A 20,332-nucleotide genomic window follows, 5' to 3' on the forward strand; every position below is an offset into this window, starting at 1 on the left:
GGAGCCTGTAACTATGAATCCCTCCATCGAACGGTTACAAGCAGAGTGGCGCACCCTGAACGAGCGCTACTTCGACGGGCTCCTGCCGGAAATTTCCATTGCCTGGAGCCGCCGCCTGACGTCGTCCGTCGGCATGTTCGTCAGTCGCGGAGGCCCGCGTCCACGGCAATTCGACGAATCGACTCCGCAGCGATCCAAACGGGAAATACGCTTGTCCGAGCCTCTGATGGCACGCCTGGCTGAACGAACCCCCTATGCCGAGCAGGAACTGCTGAATACGCTCGCCCATGAGATGATTCATCAATGGCAGTTCGACATCCTGAAACGGAAGCCGAACCATGGCCCTGATTTTGTGCGGAAGATGACCGAGATGAACCGGAGCGGGCTGGTCTCGATTACGATCTATCACTCGCTTCACAAAGAAGTGCTGGCGCTGGCGCAATTTGCGTGGCGCTGCAAGGATTGCGGAAGGGTGTATCGCCGTCAACGCAAGACGATTCAACCTCGCCGGCATCTCTGCGGAACCTGCCGGGGAGCGTTGCAGGAATTGCCGATGGTGCATCGTGGGGCGGTGCCCATGCCGCTGACGCCCTTCATCACTCCGCCGCCATCTGCCCCCCTGCTGTCCGAGGCCGGGCAACTCTCGCTCGGCTGGGGAGCGTCGATTCGCGCGCTCTTCTCCGGCCGCTAAGCGACCCTGCGCTCCTCTTCCGGCCACGCATCGGCATCGGCATCGACCCCGTTCAGTGAGACCGATACTACGACCTGATTGCCGGACCCCTGAAAATCTAGCTGGTCAAAACTCACGGCTTTGGCCATCGCAATACCGCGGCCGTGAGATTCGTCTGCCCGCCTATGATCCAGATCGAGATACTGTCTCCAGTCAAACCCGCTGCCGTCATCGAAAATCGTCATCTCGAGATTCCTGTCGGTCCGCTCCACCGTGATATGGACACGCTTGTCCCTATGTTCCGGTAACGCCGATCGCCGGATCAGTTCAGCCTCGAACCGGCCTTGGTCCAAGAGTGTGGATTTCTCATCATAGGAAATACCCAGGTTCCCATGCTCAACTCCATTGACGAGCAATTCCGTCAAGCCCAGCTGCGTACGGGATGGATCGGGGAAAGCGTAGGCCAGCAATTCTGCGAGATGTCTGGCTTCGTCGAGAGTCCTTAATTCAAACTGGCCGTGGTGCATCAACTGCATCGTATGTGCAATGGTCTTTTTACGAACCGTAATATCTTCCATCACGCCCAAATAGCGCAGACCACTATCGGTCGCAAGCGGCCAGACCGACACCTGCACCCAACAAGGCTCTGATCCAGGTAGAGCCAGACGGCTTTCAAGATGGATCGGCGCCATTGTCACCAACATACATGACCAGGCTTCAGCCACGGACTTCCGATCATCATCGCGAATCCACTCCGTCCAGGAAGAAGCGATCACCGATCCGTCCGCGGTTATCAGGTTGTCCTCGTGCTGTTCACCGAGCAAGCGTTGCAACGCCCGATTGCGGTACAGACACCGCCCTTGCGCATCCAGCTCGAAGAGGCTCAACGGCAACAGCTCGGACAACATGCGGAAATAGACAGCCCCTTCCTCCAGTTGTTTCACCATTGCCTTCCGCTCGGTGATGTCACGAAGAAACGCACTGAAGATCGTGGTTCCTTCAAACTTGATCGGAAGGATCGTCAATTCCACCGGAAACTCCGAACCATTTTTCCGTAATCCGGTGATCTCGATCCGCTGATTCAAGACCGGCCCCTCGCCGGTTGCCAGGTAATGTCTCACGCCATTTGCATGGGCCTCGCGCAGCGTCGGCGGAACGATCGTCTCACCAAGGTTGCGTCCCAGGGCCTCCTGACGGGACCAGCCGAAGATCCGTTCAGCAGGCCGGTTCCATTCGATGATGCGCCCCTCCCGATCCATCATCACCACAGCATCCAACGCGCTCTCAATGACGCTTCTGGCCCGCATCTCGCTTTCCCGAAGAGACCGTTCCGCCTGCTTTGATCGCTCATGTTCCTTCCGCTGGCCAACCCCAGCCCACAAGATCGCGGCAAGCATGAGAAGAAAACCCACGATCCCGCCAAACCCTAGCTTTATCAGCAGGCTGCGAACACTGGCGAGCACATCCGCATGGTCGGCACGTACCACCAGCCCCCATTGCAAAGCCTTGGATCGGACTCCGCTCATACGCGCATAACCGCTAATGATCGGGACCTTTCTGATCAGATGCTCTTCTTCAACGTAACCAGACCGCCCCATGGTCACCTTGAGCGCCGACGGCAGCCCTGCCAGTTGGACGTTTCGCCCCCAGTCGTCCTGTTCTGAGGTCAGCAAGAGGCTGCCCTCGGCGCTCAACACTTGGTAGTGCACCGTCCCAAAGTTTTGCGCCTGCACAGAAAACTGATGGACCGTCTCTTCCACGAGCTGGTACCAGATAGCGCGGTCAACCTCGGTCATAATGGCACCGAGGAATGTGCCATCCACGCCCTTGATCGGAGCTGAAAACACCACCGCCGTCAACGCTCCCCCCCTTCGACCTGAGTCGCTGATAGTCTCCGCGTGCACACGTGGCGCATGCGATACCGACTGGAACCACGAGGCCTGATGCAAATCCAGGCCGATCAATCCTTCATCCGTAGAGGCCACAACATGTCCCGCCCGGTCCACAACCGCAAGCCGCGAATAGACCGGATAGGCTCGTTGAACCGCTTCCAGGTGGGCGCGGATCATCATCGGGTCAGTGCCCAGCACCTGGGGAGCTGCTGCGAGGACGTGGATATCTCCATCCCGCTCAAGGAACATCACATCAAGCTTCCCTGCAACCTCAGCCGCCCCAAGTGCCAAGCTGACTCCCGTCCGTGTAATGAGCTCCCGCTCCACCAATCGTACACTCACAGCACCAAGCAAGGCCGCGCCAAGAATAACAACCAGCAGAGCAAATGATCCCTTCGAAACGATCGTCTGCATCTTTCGCAAACACGCCATCAGGCCGCCTCCCTGAGATCCTGCTCCAACTCTCCGCGGGCTCGCTGAAATTCAAGTTCCAATTCAGCCAAAAGGGCGGGGACCGTCTCCAGTTCCTCACGGGCGGCCAAAACGACCTGGTCGCACATTCTGGCCAGGCCCAACGCGCCCAGATTCGCTGCGCTCCCCTTTAAACTGTGTGCAATCCGCTGGACATCTTCCGCTCGTCCCTTGCGGCAAGCCGCCCCCAGCGCCGTCAGCCGGGTCGGAGTATCGGCAAGAAAATGGCCGATGATCCGGGATAAAAATCCGGGATCATCCTCGTCGCTCAACACGCGAAGCCCGTCAAACACCAGCGGGTCAATCGTGGGGCCATCGCTCCTCGCCGCTGCAGACACCGGCTCAACCCCACGCGGACGCCACCGCTCAAACACCACGGCTAAGGCATCGCTCGTCACCGGCTTGGAGACATAGTCATCCATGCCCGCTTGCAGGCAGGCTTCACGGTCCCCCTGCATCGCATTAGCCGTCATCGCGATGATAGGAGTCCGGTGGTGAGCGTTCGGAGAGGGATGCAGCCCCGAGCCGCTGCCCGACCGCTCACGCGATCGAATCTTGCGGGTCGCTTCAAATCCGTCCATCTCCGGCATCTGGCAATCCATGAACACCAGGTCATACGGGATGCGCGACAGGGCCTCGACGGCCTCAAGCCCGTTTGCCACGACATCGACCCGATGGCCCAGCCGCTCAAACATCCGGACGGCGACCTTCTGATTGATGATGTTGTCTTCGGCGAGCAAAATCTTCATCCCCGCCGATGTGGCCGCTTCGGCAAGCGTATGGCGGGTGACCAACTCCGCTCCCGGCTGCGTCCGGCCTCCGGCGGAGGCAGCCGTCGACGGGTCCAACACCATCGCCAGACAACGCACGAGCTGACTTTCCCTGAGCGGTTTGGTGAGATAGGCCGACACGCCCAACGCCTTGGCCGCTTTCGCGTCTCCCCGTTTCCCGACAGACGTCAGCAGGATCACGCGCGGCGCGGACGCCCCGATTGCCACCACCGTTTGCGCAAGCTGGAGTCCGTCGACGTCGGCCAGATCGGCATCAATGATCGCGACGTCATACGGGATCCCCTTGCGAATCTGCGCCTGAAGATGAGGAACGACGGCCGCGTAGTCGCTGACCACCGTGGGCACGACCTCCCATTTTCTCATGAGGAGGTCAAGGATCCGGCAGTTGATCGGCTTATCGTCGACGATCAACGCACGTTTCCCCCGTACCGAGAGCGCTTCCGGCACGACGGCTTCAACCGCTTCCCCTTGCAGTTCAAATCGAGCGGTGAACCAGAAGGCACTGCCGGTTCCCGGTTGACTGGCGACCCCGATCTCCCCGCCCATTATTTCCACGAGACGTTTACAAATGGCCAACCCCAATCCGGTTCCGCCATACTTTCGCGTGGTGGACCCATCGGCCTGGCTGAACGCCTGGAATAAGCGGGCCTGTTGCGCCTCGGTCAAGCCGATGCCGGTATCCGTGACATCGAACCGGACGACGACCGCGCCGTCCTGCTGCGAGCCGAGCCGCACCTGAACGACGACATCCCCCTGCTCGGTAAACTTAATGGCATTCCCCACGAGGTTAGTCAGCACCTGGCGCACGCGCCCGGGATCGCCGCGCAGAGCGCTCGGCACCTCGGCGTGAAACAGGCAGGCGAGATTCAGATGCTTGCTCGAGGCCCGCTCTCCAAAGAGATCCAACGCATCTTCGACCGCATGACGCAGATCGAAGTCGATGATCTCCAAGTTCATCTTGCCGGCCTCGATCTTCGAAAAGTCCAGAATGTCATTAATAATTGTCAGCAGATGATCGCCGCAATTCCGCACCGCTTCGCCATACTCCCGTTGCTCCGCCGTCAGCTCCGTGTCGAGCAGCAGCCCGGTCATCCCGATCACCCCGTTCATCGGCGTCCGGATTTCGTGACTCATCGTGGCGAGAAACGCTGATTTCGCCTCGGTGGCGGCACGGGCCTGGCCCAGGGCTGCGTCGAGATCGTGATTGCTGCGCTCCAACTGCTGCGCATAGGACGAGAGGGCCTGCTCCGACTCCTTGCGCTGCGAGATATCCCGGATGAACGCGCTGAACACGACCGTATCATTCAGGCGCAGATGCGCAATGGAGACCTCCGCCGGGAACACCCGGCCATCACGATGACAGGCCTGCACCTCCACCAGTTTCCCGAGAATGCTCACCTGGCCCGTCTTGAGATAGCGGGCCAGCCCGGCGCGATGCGCCGCCCGTTGGCCGGCCGGGATGATCGTATCGGCCAGATCTCTGCCGATCGCTTCGTGCGCCTGCCATCCAAAGAGCAACTCCGCTTGCGCATTCCATTCGGTAATCATCCCGTCCCGATCCATCGTGACGATGGCGTCCAGCGCCGTATCAATGATGAGACGCGTCCGGCTCTCGTTCTCTCGCAAGGAGGCTTCGACCTCCGCCCGCTCCAGAAAGAGCCCGATCTGGCTCCCGATCGTCGCCAGTGTCCGCAAGAGATCCGCATCGCGGGGATGCACGTCCCGGCTGAAAAACTCCATGATGCCGAACACGCTCGCCCGGAGCCACACGGGAAATACACAACCGGCATGCAAGCCGTTCTTCGAGGCCGCAGCCGTTCGCACGAAGTCATGGCCCCGCAGGACATCCGGCTCCCAGAGCGACTCGCCCCGCGCCCAACAGCGACCGGGAAATCCCACACCGGATGAAAAGATCTCCCGGCGACTGGCCTCCAAAAACTCCTCCACCGGATGCGGATGGGCGCCCCACGTGTGCAGGCAGCGAAGCGTTCTGGCCCTCTCCTGCACCCGCCAAAACATGCCGACCTGCCATTCCAGGCTCGTTCCGATCACGCGCAGCAACTCAGGGATCGCCTGCTCGACCGTCGAGGCTTCGGCCAGGACTTTCGCCACCGCATGCTGCAGCGCCTGACGGCGCTGCGCATGCTTCTGATCCGTAATGTCCCGCGTCACGCTCAAGACCGACGGCGGGATACCCTGCTCTCCCGGCAACAACACCGACGTCATCTCAAACCAGCGCGATTGTCCCGAGAGGCCCTGCAGCCGGCCGCTCATCAAGACGCTCCGGCCTTGGAGCGCGGCGGCATGCGCATCCTCGTACGCCCGACGATCGTCCTCGTGCACCCAGCGGCCGATATCCCGGCCAAGAATCTCTTCCGGAAACCCGGCATCGAAGAGCGCGCACCCGGCCGGATTGATCTGCAGAACACGACGACCGTCATCCGTCACCAGCACTCCCTCCGGCTCCACCTCCAGGATCGTCTGCAGCCGGCGCTCATTCGCGCGCGCATGCATCCGCTCCTCCTGCGTCTCCTTCCACTCCCGCTGGGCGCGACGGGTTACATTGAGCAAGAGCCCGATGAGCGGCCCGACGATCAGAAGGCCGGCGGCGCCCGCCGTCCAGAGAAAGCGATGGACCGGTTCCACGACTTCCGCCCGGTCCACCCGCAGCAGGACCGTCCATTTCGGACTCTCGACCCCCTCTGCCCCCTGGGTGCGGGCATACCCCGTCAACACCGGCACCCGGCGGACGAAATGCTGCTCTTCGACGAAGCCCGACTCCCCTGAGCCGGCACGTTGAACCGACGGCAGGTTTCCCTGCGCGAGATTCAAACGCCCCTGGCGCGCACCGTCCGAATCGATGAACACCCCGCCGTCTGCCCGGAGCACTTTATATTCGACTGTATGAAAGAAAGACGTCTTCTGTTGGAACAACCGAATCGCTTCGGTCACCAAGCGCTCCAGCTGCTTGGCACTCACCCGGGTCGTCACCGCGCCGCGAAAGGACCGGCGGGCGGCATCCACCCGATGATCCACGATCGGGGCAGTGAAAGAGACGGCCTCTGCGCCGGGACTCGCCTCATCGACGGCGATGTCGCCCACGTACAGACCGACTCGTTCTTCGCGCACCGCCTGGAACCAGTCGGCGGCCCGGACATCGAGCCGGCGGGCCTGAGGCATCGTGGCTTCGACGATCCGGCCGGCCGGGTCGACAATGCCGATCCAGAGATAGAGGGGATAGGCTTGATGAAACGTGGACAGAATATGGCTCCGCGCCGCCGATGTTCCCCCGTTCATCGCCAGCGATTCTGCCAGGAACTGCACGTCACCGACCCGCTCATTCAGCAGCAGATCGAGCTTGGCGGACACTTCCGCCGCCATGATGGAGACCGCCTCCCCTGACGTCGCCACTGTCCGCCGTTCCAGCCAGGTGCCCCCCCCAAGCACCGCCATCAGTGTGGCCGCGGTAATGAGTCCGATCAGCATGAACTGATGCCGGTGCGTAAACGCGCGGGAGCCGCGACCTGATGCCGTGCGATGATCCGAAACTCTCAGTCCCACGCCTGTTGATCCCCTCTTCACCGGTTCTTGTCCGCGCGCAAACCGTGGATGCGGCCTGTCTTGCGCAGACCTTTCCCTGCTCCCGGTTCACGTCTGTATCGGGTCGTTGTTTCACGAACTTAAGGAATCCTGGGCAAAATAGTCGGGCCGCAGCGCGTGGCTTCCCATCAGCCGGCGCGACAGGTATGATGGGGCGCCATGCCGAACAAGATTGTGACCAAAGAACAACTGGTTGAGCAGCTCAAACCCCTCCGTGCCCGAGGGTCCCGGTTCGTCTTCACGAACGGCTGTTTCGACCTGATGCATGTCGGCCACACCCGCTATCTGCAAGCCGCCAGAGCCTTAGGTGATCTCCTGATCGTCGGGGTCAATTCAGACGACTCCGTCCGCAGCCTGGAGAAAGCCCCGGACCGGCCGATTGTCCACGAGGCACAGCGGGCGGAAGTGGTGGCCGCGCTAGGATGTGTCGATTTCGTCGTGATATTCTCCGAACCCGATCCCAAGGCGCTTATCACCGCCGTTCAGCCGGACGTGCTGGTCAAAGGCGGTGACTGGCCTCTGGATCGCATTATCGGTCGGGACGTTGTCGAAGCGCGCGGAGGCAGGGTACAGACCATCCCCCTGGTTCCAGGGTTCTCCACAACGGCATTGATTCACCGTATTCGCTCAGCCTCAGCTTAATCCGTGTCACACACACCCTCTCCCGCAGAAGCATGGTTTGCCCCGCTCGTGTCTGCGCTCAAGCAGGCTTCGGCGCGCCCCTGTGTCACGGGGTTACATGGATCGACCGCCGCATTTGTGCTCACCAGTCTGACCAACGCCCCATCGCTGGCCGCATACCGGAACCGCCCCTGGATCGTCGTGACGGCCAACAATGAGACGGCCGAACGGCTCTTTGACGACCTCCAGTTCTGCCATCAGCTCATGGGCGCCCCGAGTGACCGGCTGACGCTCTTTCCGCAATGGGAAACGCTGCCCTATGAGGCCACGGCGCCCCATGTCAGTCTGGTTGCGCACCGCATGCAGACGCTCCATCGATTGCAATCCAGCCCGGATACGACTCTCGTCACGTCGGTTGCGGCCCTGATGCACCGTCTCCTGCCGAAAGACACCTGGACCCACGCCACCCTCCAGTTGGAGCGCAACGGCACCGTCGAACGCGATACGCTGTTGGCCAAACTCCTGCGCCTTGGCTACCGGCGCGTGTCGGTCGTGGAGATTCCCGGCGAATTCAGTATTCGCGGCGGCCTGGTGGACATTTTTTCGACCGCCTACTCCGATCCGCTCCGCATCGAGTTTCTCGGGGATTCGATCGAAGCCCTCCGGCTGTTTGACGCCGCCACACAGACCTCGATCCGGCAGGTCGATGAAGCCACGATCTTGCCGGCGCGGGAATATCTCCGGCCAGAGGACAGCGCGGAGGCCTATGCCCCGATCGCACCGGATGCGGAATGGCGTGCGCCGGATCTGTATCCACTGATGGGCACGTTGTTCGACTATCTTCCCAAAGAGCCGATTCTTATTTTCGACCAGCCCGCCACGCTCCAAGCAACTTGCGCGACACTCTGGTCCAAGATCGAAGACGGTTACCTCCGCCATGGCGAACGGGACGCAGCCAATCCTTATCCCAGCCCCGAACGGCTCTTCCAAACCTGGGATGAAATTGAAATCGGCGCAGCCGGCTGGTCGACGCTCGCCTTAGAGCCGCTGACCCCATCCGACGACACCTGGAGTCCCGTGGTGCCGTTCCCGGCACAGATTCCGGCCAGCGCCGGCCTGGGGATTCGCGGAACCCCGTTCAGCCAGACCCTGTCCATCCTCGATCAGTTGCGGAGCGGACACCGTGTGGTGCTGATCGCGCGCAGCCGCGGACAAGTCGATCGGCTGCTGGCCCTGCTCCGAGAACACGATCTGCCGGCCGCGGAATGGTCCCCAGCGGCCTGGGCCAAACGGGAAAGCGGCAAACCGCCCATCGCCGTTATGCATGGCGACCTGTCGGCCGGCTGGCTGTCGGAAACGTTTCACCTCGCGCTCCTGACGGAAGAAGAACTCTTTGCCAAAGGCACGCGCCATAAGACGCAGCCGAAGAGCAAAACCGCGACGTTCCTCTCCTCACTCGAGGATCTGAATGTCGGCGACTATGTCGTCCACGTACAGCATGGCATCGGCCGCTATCTCGGCCTCAAACGGCTGACCGTGCAGGAGTTCGAGAGCGACTTCCTCATCCTGGAATTCGCCGGGGCCGACACGCTCTACGTTCCGCTCGACCGCCTGAGCCAGGTCCAGCGATACAGCGGCGCCGACGGACATGTACCCAGGCTTGATCGCCTGGGCGGCACCAGCTGGGCCAAAACCACGGCCCGGGTCAAAAAAGATATCGAGGAGATGGCGCAGGATCTCATCGACCTCTACGCGAATCGTGAACTGGTCAAGCGGGACGGGTACGGCAGACCCAGCACGCTGTACCACGAATTCGAGGCGGCGTTCGAATACGAAGAAACGCCGGATCAGCTGACGGCGATCCAGGACATCGCACGGGATCTGGAGTCGGGAAAGCCGATGGACCGGCTGGTCTGCGGCGATGTCGGCTACGGCAAGACGGAAGTGGCGATGCGGGCGGCGTTCAAGGCAATCGAGAGCGGACGGCAGGTCGCCGTCTTGGTCCCAACAACCCTGCTCGCCCATCAACATTATGAAAATTTCGCCGAACGCTTTGCGCCGTTCCCGACGAAAGTGGCGGTCCTGTCCCGCATGCAGTCTCCCAAGGACACCAAAGCAACGCTGAAGGACCTCGCCGCGGGCGTCATCGACGTGATCATCGGCACCCACCGGCTGCTGCAGAAGAGTGTGGCGTTCCACAATCTGGGCCTCGTCATCATCGACGAGGAGCAGTGGTTCGGAGTCAAGCATAAGGAACGGCTGAAGCAACTGCGGACGCAGGTCGATGTGCTCACCCTTACCGCCACGCCGATTCCGCGCACACTACAGATGGCGATGGCGAGCGTGCGGGACCTGTCGATCATCGACACACCCCCGGCCAGCCGGCTGGCGATTCGCACCTCCGTCATCAAGTCCAACGATAAGGCCATACGCGACGCGATCCTGCGCGAACTGGGCCGCGGCGGACAGACTTACTTCATTCACAATCGTGTGGAGACGATGTCCGCCACCGGGGCTTGGCTCCAACAGTTGGTCCCGGAAGCGCGGATGGTGATGGCCCACGGACAGATGGACCCCAAGTTGCTTGAAGCGGTGATGCTGAAATTCGTCAAGCACGAGGTGGATGTGCTCATTGCCTCGGCCATCATTCAGTCGGGCATCGACGTGCCGAATGCCAACACGATCATCGTGAATCGGGCCGACACGTTCGGGCTGGCTCAGCTCTATCAACTCCGGGGGCGCGTAGGACGCGGCGGGGAACAGGCGTATGCGTACTTGCTCATTCCGGACGAAGGCCGCCTCACCGAGGATGCCCAAAAGCGACTGATGGCGATTCAGCAATTTACGGAGCTGGGATCCGGTTTTCGCATCGCCGCGGCCGATCTTGAAATCCGCGGAGCCGGCAATCTGCTGGGTAAAGCGCAGTCCGGCCACATCGCCGCCATCGGCCTGGACCTGTACCTCAAGATGGTCGAGGACGCCGTACAGCGGCTCAAAGGTCATACGGTCGAAGAAGAACCGGACCCCACGCTGCGCGTCCCGGTCTCGGCCTTCATTCCGGAAGCGTATGTGGAGGATCCACACCATCGACTCTCGTGGTACAAGCGCCTGACGGCCTGCAAGCAAGTCGGTGAACTGGCCCTGCTCCATGGCGAAATCCAGGACCGGTACGGACTGCCGCCGGAACCGGTAGAGCGGCTCCTGGAAGTGATGCAGCTGCGCGTGCTGGCCAAATTGCTCCATATCAACGCGATCGAGGTGACCCACCAGTCGGCCATCGTCACGCTGGGATCCAAGGCCGCGATCCCTGAACCGGCCGTCCATGCCATGATGGATCGGCTGAAAAAGCGGCTTCGCTTCCTCTCTCCACAGGCTTTTGAGATCCAGATGCCGCATGACGACTGGGGTTCGACCTTTGCCGAACTCAACACAACCTTGCAAAGCCTGGGACACTGTGATACCAACAAATCAACGACACAGCCGAAATCGGGCGCCTGAACCACACCGCGCTCTCGTACTGACTGGAAATAGAACATCGCCCATGCGCACTTTTCGCTCGTCACTCGCCCTCGCCGCCCTGCTTTCCGGCTCCCTCTGGATCCTGCCCGGCTGCACGCCGCCGCAGGAAGAGCCGGTCCTGGCGCTCGTCAATGGTCGTGCCATCACGCAATATGAGTTCGATGTTCGTTGGAACGAACTCTCCGAGGCCACTCGGGTCAAGTATGACAAGGAAGGCGGCAAGCGACGGTTTCTTGATGAATTGATCACCCGCGAACTGCTGATGCAGGAAGCCCGTCGCCAGGGACTGGATCAGAATGATGCGATTCGTGACCGGGCACAACGCTACAAAGAACAGCTCGTGCTGGACGAACTCCTGAAAGATCGTCTCAGGGCTAAAGTCGAGCTCTCCCAGGCCGAGCTGGATGCCTACTACGAAAAGCACGCCCACCAGCTGCTGGCGCCGCTCAAAGTCCAAGTCTCGCAGATGTTGCTGAATAATTATCCGGCGGCCAAAGATTTGAAGAAGCAGATCGAAGCCGGCGGCGATTTCGCCAAGTTCGCCCAGCGCTATTCCATCGACGACAAAACCAAAGCCAAAGGCGGGGATCTCGGCCCCTATCGGAAAGGCCTCCTCAACCCCGACGTCGATGCCGTCGTCCAAACCCTCAGGCACGGCGTGATCAGTGAACCCATCAAAACCGACGCGGGCTACTACCTGGTCAAGGTCAGTCCGCTGGAAAAAGAGACCATCCAGGCGGATCTCGCCACCCGGGAGCGGCTGCGTCAGGAATTGCTGGCGGACAAACGCCGGAAACAGTTCGAAGAAGTGATCGCGGATATCCGAACCAAGGCGACCGTTCGCCTGGCCGACGCGTCTCGCTACATCACCGAAGACATCGGAAAACCGTAGAGCTCGCGCTTCCGTCTCCTCAAGACCCCTTCATTTCGTGTACAATCCGCTGATCTCCCCCGCACTCACCGAGGAGCATCGTGCCCGTGCATCTGAATCCGGTTTCCCGCACAATCGTCCCTGTCGCGTTCGGACTGCTGATCTCTCTGCTCTGCTTCAGCCCGGCCCCTTCGGCCTTTTCTGCCACTCAGCTGGAGGATCGGATCGTGGCGGTCGTAAACACGGACCTCATCATGCAATCCGACGTCAGACGTGAGCTGGCCCCCGAGCAGGAGCGCATTCGCCAGCAATATCATGGCGACGAATTGGGCCAACGACTGAAGACCGCCGAATACATGGCTCTGACGAAAATGATCGAGCGACGGCTGCAGCTGCAGGAAGCCAAAGCCAAGAGCGTGGATGTCTCGGATCAGGAAGTGAAGCAAGCCATCCAGCAGATGAAGCAGCAGGGCGAGAAGGTCAACGAGAAAGATCCGCTGAGCGTGCGAAACGTGCGCGATCAGCTCGCGCTCCTCAAAGTCGTCGACCGGGAAGTCCGGAGCGGCGTGATGGTCGGGGACGCGGAGATGAAACGATATTACAAGGAGCACCAGACGCGCTTCGCGCTTCCGGAAGAATACACGCTGAGTCAGATCTTGATTCAACCCCGCTCGGCCGACGGAACCGCGGAGGCGTTGGAGAAAGCGCGGCTCGTGATGGCGGAATTGAAGCGCGGGGAAAAGTTTGAGGATGCCGCGTTGCGCTATTCAGATGGGCCGAACGCCTCGCGCGGGGGTCGGCTCGGATTGGTCAGGCAGGGGGAGCTTCTCCCGGCGATTGAGCGCGCGATCGCCCCGCTGGTGCCAGGCGGGATCTCCGAGATCGTCGAAACCTCCGAGGGCTACCATATCGTCCGAGTCGATGAGCGGACACCGAAACAGTTTCGCCCGTTTGATGAAGTCAAATTCGAAATCCAGTCGCTGGTGTTCCAGCAAAAGAGCGAAGACGTCTTTCAATCCTGGCTGGTCGACTTGAAAAACAAGGCGTACATTGAAATTAAGTTTTGACGAGGTCCCGTAAGACGCCCCAGAGCGGATCCCGCCCCTCCCCGGTGACCACTGAATAGGGAATGAGCTGCTGCCCTTCCGGCAAGCCGAGATCGCGGTGGGTTTGACGAAGCGTCCGGACCCGTTCGCTGGGCTTGAGCTTATCGACCTTGGTCGCCACAATGACCGGGGCACGTCCGATCGATTGCAACCACGCCACCGTCTGGCGATCCTGTTCCGTGACGACCCGGCATTCCACTAACAGGACGACCGCGATCAATGAGGGCTGCTCCGCCACATAGGACTCGATCAGAGGTCCCCATTCCGCACGAATGGATTTCGAGACCTTCGCGTATCCATAGCCCGGAAGATCCACCAGATAAAACTTCGCCAGCGCCGGGTCTGAGGTGGCAATCTGAAACAAGTTCACCGCCCTCGTCTTACCGGGCGTCCGACTCACTTTGGCAAGCCCTCTCCTGTTGAGCAGAGAATTGATCAGCGAGGACTTTCCGACATTCGATCGTCCCGCGACGGCAATCTCAAGCAACTCCCCTTGAGGAAATTGTTCTGCCGACGCGCAACTTTTGATAAACTCAGATGAAAGAATTTTCATAGTAATGACGCAACCCCGTGACTCAACCGCCGTGAACCTCTACACAGTAGCAGAATGACGGGCGAGTAACACCCCCTTCTTATGCCCAAAGCCAAGAAACAACGGACCGTCGCCAGGGTACTGCTCTGGACGACTTTACTCCTCGGCATCCCACTGGGCCTCCTCGCCTTGACCTGGCTGCTGACCTTGCCGGATGTGGCGCTTCTCGCCAAGACCAATCCTGGCCCGACCGCGTTGATGGAACACCGGCAGACTCTTGCACGCAATCAACGACACCCGGTCCCGCGACAGTGGACCTGGGTGCCGCTTTCACGCATGTCCCGCCATCTGCAACATGCCGCCATCGCGGCGGAAGATGCGTCATTCTTCATTCACGAAGGATTTGACTGGGAAGGGATCAAAGATGCCGCAATCCATAACCTCGAAGCCGGAGAGCTGAAACGGGGCGGCAGTACGATCACACAACAACTGGCAAAGAACCTGTATCTGTCGACCGAGCGTTCACTGATACGGAAGGCCCGCGAAGCTCTGATCACCAGGTCATTGGAACACCATCTGACCAAGGAGCGGATTCTCGAGCTGTATCTCAATGTCGCAGAATGGGGAAACGGCGTGTACGGCGCGGAAGCGGCGGCGCGCCACCACTTCGGGAAATCCGCCCAAGACCTCACCGCAGAGGAGGCGGCATGGCTCGCCGCTATCCTGCCTTCTCCGCGCCGGTACGACCCGCTCCGAAAGACGGCGTTTCTCAGCAAACGCCATCAGCGCATCCTGAAAAGCATGAACAGGATTCCCACCTCACCCCCGGCGCATTGACGCAAGGCTGAGACCGATCCAGCGAAGACAGGCTTCACTCGGAATCGCCGACGGCGCTGACATCTCGCTCACCGAAGATCGCCGACTCGTGAGTGTAGTGTTTGAATTCGAGCAAATTACGCGACGGGTCTTCGAGAAAAAAGGTCCGATGCTCGATTCGCATACCGGGAAAGCGGACGCGCGGCTGTTGATAGAACGACAGGCCCTGCTGACGGGCTCGTTCGGCCAAGGCCTCCCAGTCTGATTGTTCGAGGAAGACCAGTCCGAAGTGACGCGGATAGATCCCTCGTTGAGAAGGTGGCGGTTCCGTCGTCAGATGGGCCACGAGTTGGTGCCCCGCGAGTCCGAACATGACGGCATGACTCGACTCCCGACCCAACGTACAACCAAGCCCATCGACATAGAAACGTTTTGCCGCCGCCACATCGTAATTCGGAAAGGCAAGATGGAAAAGAGTTTTCGACATTGCTCAATCCAAATGAATTATGTCTGGACTAGTGAGACTGAAAAATCCTGAATGCCCAATTGTACCTTTTCAAGTTTCCGAAAGCCGCACCGGCCACAGACCTTATAGGAAATGCGGCGGCGTTTCTCGGCATCGGCTCGAACAACTAATTATGTGGAGAGCATCAGATTGCCACATAACTCGACGGTACCGTCTCGACGCACAAAGAATATGAGGAGCCCCAGCCCTACTAGAAGCTCCGTTAGAGCTTCGTCAAGATATGTTCGATAGTGCTCATTCTCCTGAAACGCAAGCCCATAAATATCCGTCCTGCCTTTCTTCTTGCTAACGCATAGACTCCTGAGTTGGTTGAACACTGCAGGTGCCACCTTCTGGTAAATCTCGCCTTGCGTCCAAGCCTTAGTATATCCATCGCCTTTTGCTTCGATCCGTAACGTCCTCCCCTTGCAGGGAACGGGCCACGATATCATCACCATGAGAGCTTCAAAGGGCTTGGCCAAGAATTTCAAACTTGTTCTTGCGTAGAAATTCGGCAATAAACTGATTCACTTTGTCCTCACGCAAGAACATTTGGCTCTCCTCACTGGCCATATACGTAACCGTTAAGTCTACTGCGGCCTACCCGTACAGCCGAGTCCGTCCACGGAGAGTTTCTTTGTGGCCTCAAGATCGGTGACCGGAAAAGCGAGATGGAATAGTACGCGTAGCATGGACCACCCGTTCGTGGGGAGGGTTAGGCCCAAGGAGATGGCAGCTCACAACAGAACATCCGAAGATCCCAGAGACTCTCCCTCAATAGTCAATGTCAAGACGCGAGTTCCATGCCTGGTACGTTTGGTTGGCCTACGCTGTGGTTCCGGTTAGTGCGTCTTTGCGTGTCGAAACATCAAGGGATGAATAGGGATAATTTCGATTGAGATTCTCGAGTTCTATCCTACACCTCTCGAATATTTCCCAGAGTCCCTTTGCCGCCTGTTCTCCAATTTGATGCTCTCCGCCGAGATGTTCGTTTATCAAATCCTTGACGCCTATTGTCTTTCTCCCCAGCAAGTCCCTCAGGTCAAAGTAGCCAATCCACCATGGGGATTTTCGAAGTCTCAGGTCATCTTTCTCTGAAAGCATTCGAAAAACCTCCTTGTCCGGCTCGGCCAGCTTATCCTCCTGGATCTGAACGCCACGGTAAATACCAATAATTACTTCGTTCCAGCTGGAATCCTGAGTCTCGCATAACACAGCGAATTGCAACGAATTCTCTCTTCGGCCTCTCCATAGGATGCCAACTTTTGCGTACTTCCCAATATGAGTCGCGTCTAACACATCCCAATTGTCGCCCAGGTTGCTTTGATGCAGTCTGTTCTTGAGGTCTTTTTGAACCCGAACCAAGAACTGCCACTTCGCCTGATTTTTAATCTCTTCGACCGCCATTGAGATACGCTCGGAGGTCTCGAAGTTTCTAGGGTCTCGCAGCAACGCAATTATTTCCTGATTCATTGGCATATCTCTCCAAAGATTTACATACTGGCTCAGGACCACTTCCAAGCGAGGAGGAACCTTGTCTTTCAGCCTATCGAGCCAAGCTGCAATGTCCCCATAGGACACAAGTTTCACTTTTTTCACTTCAGCCGGGCTGCATGAAGATGGACGCCTTCCATTTGGTGTTAAGAAGACAAGATGGTGGGGTCTCCCTGATTTTGCATGAGGTTGGATCTGCAACCAACTTCGGTAGCGCTCAAGTTGCTCTTCTCCCTCAACAGCGTCTACTTTATTTTCGATAATGATTATCTGCTTGTCAGGCAAGGTCACCAGAATGTCCAACCGACCTTTCTCGATAGGAACTTCTGTTCTGACTTCTGAACTCTCTAAATCGAGTCCTTCGGTCTCTTCCTGAATGACAACTCGGAGAAATGCCCGCAGAAAAAGATCCTCTTGGGCATGGATACCTTTGGGGTCAAGCAAGCACGCGAGAAACCGGGAATGTGCCAGCTCTGCACGTTCGACCCCGAGCGCGTTAAAGACATTGAACCGGCACGCAGTAATCTTGTCTCTTTCCTGTTCCTCGCGAAGTATCTCCCCCGCCTTTTCAAGTAGCTCCTGGGCCGCCTTGACTTGATCGTTCGAAGCCAGATCCATTGTCAATCCTCTAGGTCAAAGCCTCCGCCACTGGTCCGTAATCTTGCGCCGCCTCAAAGCCGAATGTCCAGACAGCGCGCTCATGGTTACTGAAAATTCTAGCAAGGACTATCTTCCATAGTCCCAGACCGCACATCGAGTCCCAAAGCGGCACAGCCGTTCCTGAGATTCTTAAGTTGCTTGTGCATCTTTGCAAGAACCTGCCGGTCAGCGACTTCAACCCCGCACAGGACCCCGCAGAGGCAGTCGATGCGATAGATGTCAGCCCCGACGTGAGCGGTCCCGACGACGATTACCAGCAGGACGGGGCTCATCGCACTCGCCCGTCGGCGCTCTGCGACTCGGACAATGCCCCTGTCCACCTGCCGGCTGTCTTTCCGCAGCTCGGCGAGAAACTTGCTGGAATTTGCAAATTTGACTGTGGTCATCAAAGCGGCAGTTCCACCTCCAGTTCTGGTCTTCGCGGTTATCGGTCTCCATTGTTCGACTGGCAAAATCCGACGCTCTCTCGTTCATCCATTGATTCCCCTGGCTTCGAGGCCGATTTTCGCTGGATGCAAAGCGTTTCGACGCTTTTCAGAAGGGCCTCGTCTCCAGGCGTGTCGCCATTGTGCGCACTGGAGAGGAGCGCATTCACAACGATTTCCTGAACGTAGGCCATTGAGAAGTGCTCCGACTTGCGCGCCGCTTCTTCCATGGCCCCTTCGGAGAAAAACGTCCCGCCACACTTCCGCAGGAGTGCAAGACGCTGCTCATAGCGAGGCAGGGGAAACTTCCAAATCCGGTCGAACCGGCTGGGCCGATGGAGCAAGGCCTGGTCCAACTTCTCAGGCGCATTTGAGGTCGCGATAATCAAGATGCCGGATGCCGGCTTCAGGACATCCACCGTTCGGAGGAAATGTGCCAGGGAACATTCGCGACTCTCAAGCAGCTTGTCCAAATCCTCGATGACGACCACCGCCGGTGCATGCATGACCGCCCAATCGAATGCCCGCTCCACGCACTGATCATCCACATCGGAACGTTGTATAACCGTGATGAACGTTGCTTTCACGTTGTTGGCCAGTGCGCTAATCGTCAGCGTTTTGCCGCATCCCGGAGGACCGACGAACAATAGCCCCCTCCTGAACGGCAGACCGAGCCTTCGATAGTTGTCCACTCCCGCGAAAAATCCCTCGACGTTGCCCCGGATCTCTTCCGCGAGTCCGCTCGGCAAGACCACCTCATCCCACGAGACGGGCGGTTTGGGCAGATTCGGCCCGTTGACGACCAGAACCTCACGGTTGTCGTGTCGCTCTCGCATCAGCCCATACTCCTTCAGTCCGTGGAGGAGGTGTCGGAGTGCGGCGTTCGACCTTGTGGCGATAAGAGTGAGCGGTTCATGGGCTAGACACTGCTCCATAAATGGCGAGCAGAAATGGATTGCCGAGCCCTTCCATTCGATTTCAACGGACCCGATCCAGCCTTCGCTCTCAAGGTCTTTTTGAGTGTCCGATTTGGTGTCGAGTTCAATCGCTTGAGAGTTTCCTTCTACACCACGCAACTCCTGGACGGTTGGCTCTTTTCCAACGGCCGATGCTTTCAATGACTCAGGATGTTTGTCCTGCAGCCAATCCAAGAGATAGCGCAGAAAGAAACTGCGCACTAACGGCGTGCAACAGTGATAAATTTTCCAGCCGTCTTCGCGCGGATGAGAATTCATGAACGACTGAATTTGTTGGTTGACGGATAAGAAACTCTGCATGGCTGTGCCTCCTCTATTCGTTGAGCGCAGCCTAGCATGGGGGTGCGACAGAATAAGTCGCTGGTCGCAGGAAAGCGCTAACGGGAGGATTGATACGGCCTGGCGGCCAACGTCAGTTGGCTGGACACGTTGTCTATCAACGCTTGCGGACCGAGCACCCGAGCCCCTGGTCCGAAAGAAAGTACCCAGGCGGTCAGTTCGTCTATACCGCCGCACCGCATGGTCAGAATCACGGAGCCATCCTTCCGAGTCTGGAGGGTCTGAGTCGGATGCCAGCGTCGTTCTTTGACGAAATATGCCCAATCGGATGAGATCCAGATCTTCACTTCCTGCAGAGGGTCATCAATCAGGCCGAAACCGTGTTCAAATCGCTCCGCAAGAGAAAATGAGCCTGGAATTTCGAACATATCCTCCGCAAGTTCGACCCCTTTGACCCTCTCCACCGCGAAAGTCCTAATATCTTTTGCCTTATGCGAATAGCCGACCAGATACAGACCATACTGGTACAGAACCAGCCCGTAGGGATCAACTCGATAGTCGTTCGGATGCCCGGCGCCCGGTTTCTGATAGCCCCGCAGCACCACTGTGTGCTGGCGGAGCAACGCTTTACGCAAGGGATCGAGAATGCTTTTTTTCTCGGCATAGGCACGGGCTGGCCGTTGAAGTGGAGCAAAGGAGGTGACAATCCGCTCGATATGGTTTTTTACCCTGTCGGGAAGTCCCGCTTCCACTTTGTGAAGGACGGTTTCCAAATCGTCGAGCAATGGTGTGCCCTTCAAATAATCCAAATGGCTCTTGGCAAGGTAGAGCGACATCAACTCGTAAGGGGACACCACGATCTCCGTCCCCTTGAAGCCATGCGGCAGCTTATATATGCCGTCTTCCTGGACAAGGGGATATCCCGATTCTTCGAGATGTTGAAGATCCCGGTGCACCTGCCGCTTGGTGATTTGAAACTCCTCAGCCAACTCCACAACCGTTGCTCCCCTCGTGAGCCGCCTCGCCATGAGGCTGACACGTGCGGCTTGGCTGTAGGGTTTGGGCTTGCGCCCTTTACGGCTGGGCATAATGCAGTGTGACTC

The 20,332-nt window shown here is 58.7% G+C and carries 14 protein-coding genes; 6 read left to right on the forward strand and 8 right to left on the reverse strand.

Annotation, left to right across the window (positions count from 1 at the left end):
- The first annotated feature begins 13 nt into the window (after window positions 1–13).
- Window positions 14–691 carry a SprT-like domain-containing protein gene (locus tag Q8N04_17790; protein MDP3092530.1) on the forward strand — a complete coding sequence of 226 codons (678 nt, stop codon included), beginning with the start codon at window positions 14–16 and terminating at the stop codon, window positions 689–691.
- Here Q8N04_17790 and Q8N04_17795 read toward each other — a convergent pair.
- Complete coding sequence (locus Q8N04_17795) at window positions 688–2,994, reverse strand: PAS domain S-box protein (GenBank protein MDP3092531.1); 2,307 nt, start codon at window positions 2,992–2,994, stop codon at window positions 688–690. The genes Q8N04_17790 and Q8N04_17795 overlap by 4 nt on opposite strands.
- Window positions 2,994–7,385 carry a PAS domain S-box protein gene (locus tag Q8N04_17800; GenBank protein ID MDP3092532.1) on the reverse strand — a complete coding sequence of 1,464 codons (4,392 nt, stop codon included), beginning with the start codon at window positions 7,383–7,385 and terminating at the stop codon, window positions 2,994–2,996. Before Q8N04_17800 ends, Q8N04_17795 begins: the two co-directional genes overlap by 1 nt.
- Window positions 7,386–7,583: 198 nt before the next feature.
- Here Q8N04_17800 and rfaE2 point away from each other — a divergent pair, with 198 nt between their 5' ends.
- From rfaE2 to Q8N04_17820, 4 genes are all read left to right on the forward strand, one after another.
- Window positions 7,584–8,066, forward strand: coding sequence for a D-glycero-beta-D-manno-heptose 1-phosphate adenylyltransferase (gene rfaE2, locus Q8N04_17805; GenBank protein ID MDP3092533.1), 483 nt, complete (start codon window positions 7,584–7,586; stop codon window positions 8,064–8,066).
- Between the two features lie 3 nt (window positions 8,067–8,069).
- Complete coding sequence (gene mfd / locus Q8N04_17810) at window positions 8,070–11,543, forward strand: transcription-repair coupling factor (protein MDP3092534.1); 3,474 nt, start codon at window positions 8,070–8,072, stop codon at window positions 11,541–11,543.
- A gap of 43 nt (window positions 11,544–11,586) precedes the next feature.
- The gene (locus tag Q8N04_17815) at window positions 11,587–12,456 is read left to right on the forward strand and encodes a peptidylprolyl isomerase (protein ID MDP3092535.1); all 870 of its coding nucleotides are present in this window, start codon (window positions 11,587–11,589) and stop codon (window positions 12,454–12,456) included.
- 80 nt (window positions 12,457–12,536) lie between these two features.
- Window positions 12,537–13,502, forward strand: coding sequence for a peptidyl-prolyl cis-trans isomerase (locus tag Q8N04_17820; protein ID MDP3092536.1), 966 nt, complete (start codon window positions 12,537–12,539; stop codon window positions 13,500–13,502).
- On the opposite strand, the gene yihA is transcribed toward Q8N04_17820, so the two are convergent.
- A complete protein-coding gene (gene yihA / locus Q8N04_17825) occupies window positions 13,492–14,094 on the reverse strand; it encodes a ribosome biogenesis GTP-binding protein YihA/YsxC (protein ID MDP3092537.1) in 603 nt (200 codons plus the stop codon). The genes Q8N04_17820 and yihA overlap by 11 nt on opposite strands.
- A gap of 81 nt (window positions 14,095–14,175) precedes the next feature.
- Here yihA and mtgA point away from each other — a divergent pair, with 81 nt between their 5' ends.
- Window positions 14,176–14,910 (forward strand): monofunctional biosynthetic peptidoglycan transglycosylase, encoded by a 735-nt coding sequence (gene mtgA, locus Q8N04_17830; protein ID MDP3092538.1) that lies wholly within the window; start codon window positions 14,176–14,178, stop codon window positions 14,908–14,910.
- A gap of 34 nt (window positions 14,911–14,944) precedes the next feature.
- On the opposite strand, the gene Q8N04_17835 is transcribed toward mtgA, so the two are convergent.
- From Q8N04_17835 to Q8N04_17855, 5 genes are all read right to left on the reverse strand, one after another.
- Window positions 14,945–15,376 carry a VOC family protein gene (locus Q8N04_17835; protein ID MDP3092539.1) on the reverse strand — a complete coding sequence of 144 codons (432 nt, stop codon included), beginning with the start codon at window positions 15,374–15,376 and terminating at the stop codon, window positions 14,945–14,947.
- An 843-nt stretch (window positions 15,377–16,219) separates the two neighbouring features.
- Window positions 16,220–17,506 carry a PD-(D/E)XK nuclease family protein gene (locus Q8N04_17840; GenBank protein MDP3092540.1) on the reverse strand — a complete coding sequence of 429 codons (1,287 nt, stop codon included), beginning with the start codon at window positions 17,504–17,506 and terminating at the stop codon, window positions 16,220–16,222.
- Between the two features lie 98 nt (window positions 17,507–17,604).
- Window positions 17,605–17,934: a hypothetical protein gene (locus tag Q8N04_17845; protein MDP3092541.1), complete on the reverse strand. Its 330-nt coding sequence runs from the start codon at window positions 17,932–17,934 to the stop codon at window positions 17,605–17,607.
- Window positions 17,935–17,972: 38 nt separating this feature from the next.
- Window positions 17,973–19,250, reverse strand: a complete 1,278-nt coding sequence (locus Q8N04_17850; GenBank protein MDP3092542.1) for an ATP-binding protein — start codon at window positions 19,248–19,250, stop codon at window positions 17,973–17,975.
- A gap of 77 nt (window positions 19,251–19,327) precedes the next feature.
- Complete coding sequence (locus tag Q8N04_17855) at window positions 19,328–20,317, reverse strand: WYL domain-containing transcriptional regulator (GenBank protein ID MDP3092543.1); 990 nt, start codon at window positions 20,315–20,317, stop codon at window positions 19,328–19,330.
- Window positions 20,318–20,332 lie beyond the last annotated feature (15 nt).

Source organism: Nitrospira sp. (assembly GCA_030692565.1).
Lineage (GTDB): Bacteria > Nitrospirota > Nitrospiria > Nitrospirales > Nitrospiraceae > Nitrospira_D.

Bases quoted from the DNA above. Each gene is read 5' to 3' on its own strand.
- Q8N04_17815 (MDP3092535.1), top strand. From the start codon at position 11,587: ATGCGCACTTTTCGCTCGTCACTCGCCCTCGCCGCCCTGCTTTCCGGC.
- Q8N04_17855 (MDP3092543.1), bottom strand. From the start codon at position 20,317: ATGCCCAGCCGTAAAGGGCGCAAGCCCAAACCCTACAGCCAAGCCGCA.
- Q8N04_17840 (MDP3092540.1), bottom strand. From the start codon at position 17,506: ATGGATCTGGCTTCGAACGATCAAGTCAAGGCGGCCCAGGAGCTACTT.
- Q8N04_17850 (MDP3092542.1), bottom strand. From the start codon at position 19,250: ATGCAGAGTTTCTTATCCGTCAACCAACAAATTCAGTCGTTCATGAAT.
- Q8N04_17835 (MDP3092539.1), bottom strand. From the start codon at position 15,376: ATGTCGAAAACTCTTTTCCATCTTGCCTTTCCGAATTACGATGTGGCG.
- mtgA (MDP3092538.1), top strand. From the start codon at position 14,176: ATGCCCAAAGCCAAGAAACAACGGACCGTCGCCAGGGTACTGCTCTGG.
- rfaE2 (MDP3092533.1), top strand. From the start codon at position 7,584: ATGCCGAACAAGATTGTGACCAAAGAACAACTGGTTGAGCAGCTCAAA.
- Q8N04_17790 (MDP3092530.1), top strand. From the start codon at position 14: ATGAATCCCTCCATCGAACGGTTACAAGCAGAGTGGCGCACCCTGAAC.
- yihA (MDP3092537.1), bottom strand. From the start codon at position 14,094: ATGAAAATTCTTTCATCTGAGTTTATCAAAAGTTGCGCGTCGGCAGAA.
- Q8N04_17795 (MDP3092531.1), bottom strand. From the start codon at position 2,994: ATGGCGTGTTTGCGAAAGATGCAGACGATCGTTTCGAAGGGATCATTT.
- Q8N04_17845 (MDP3092541.1), bottom strand. From the start codon at position 17,934: ATGACCACAGTCAAATTTGCAAATTCCAGCAAGTTTCTCGCCGAGCTG.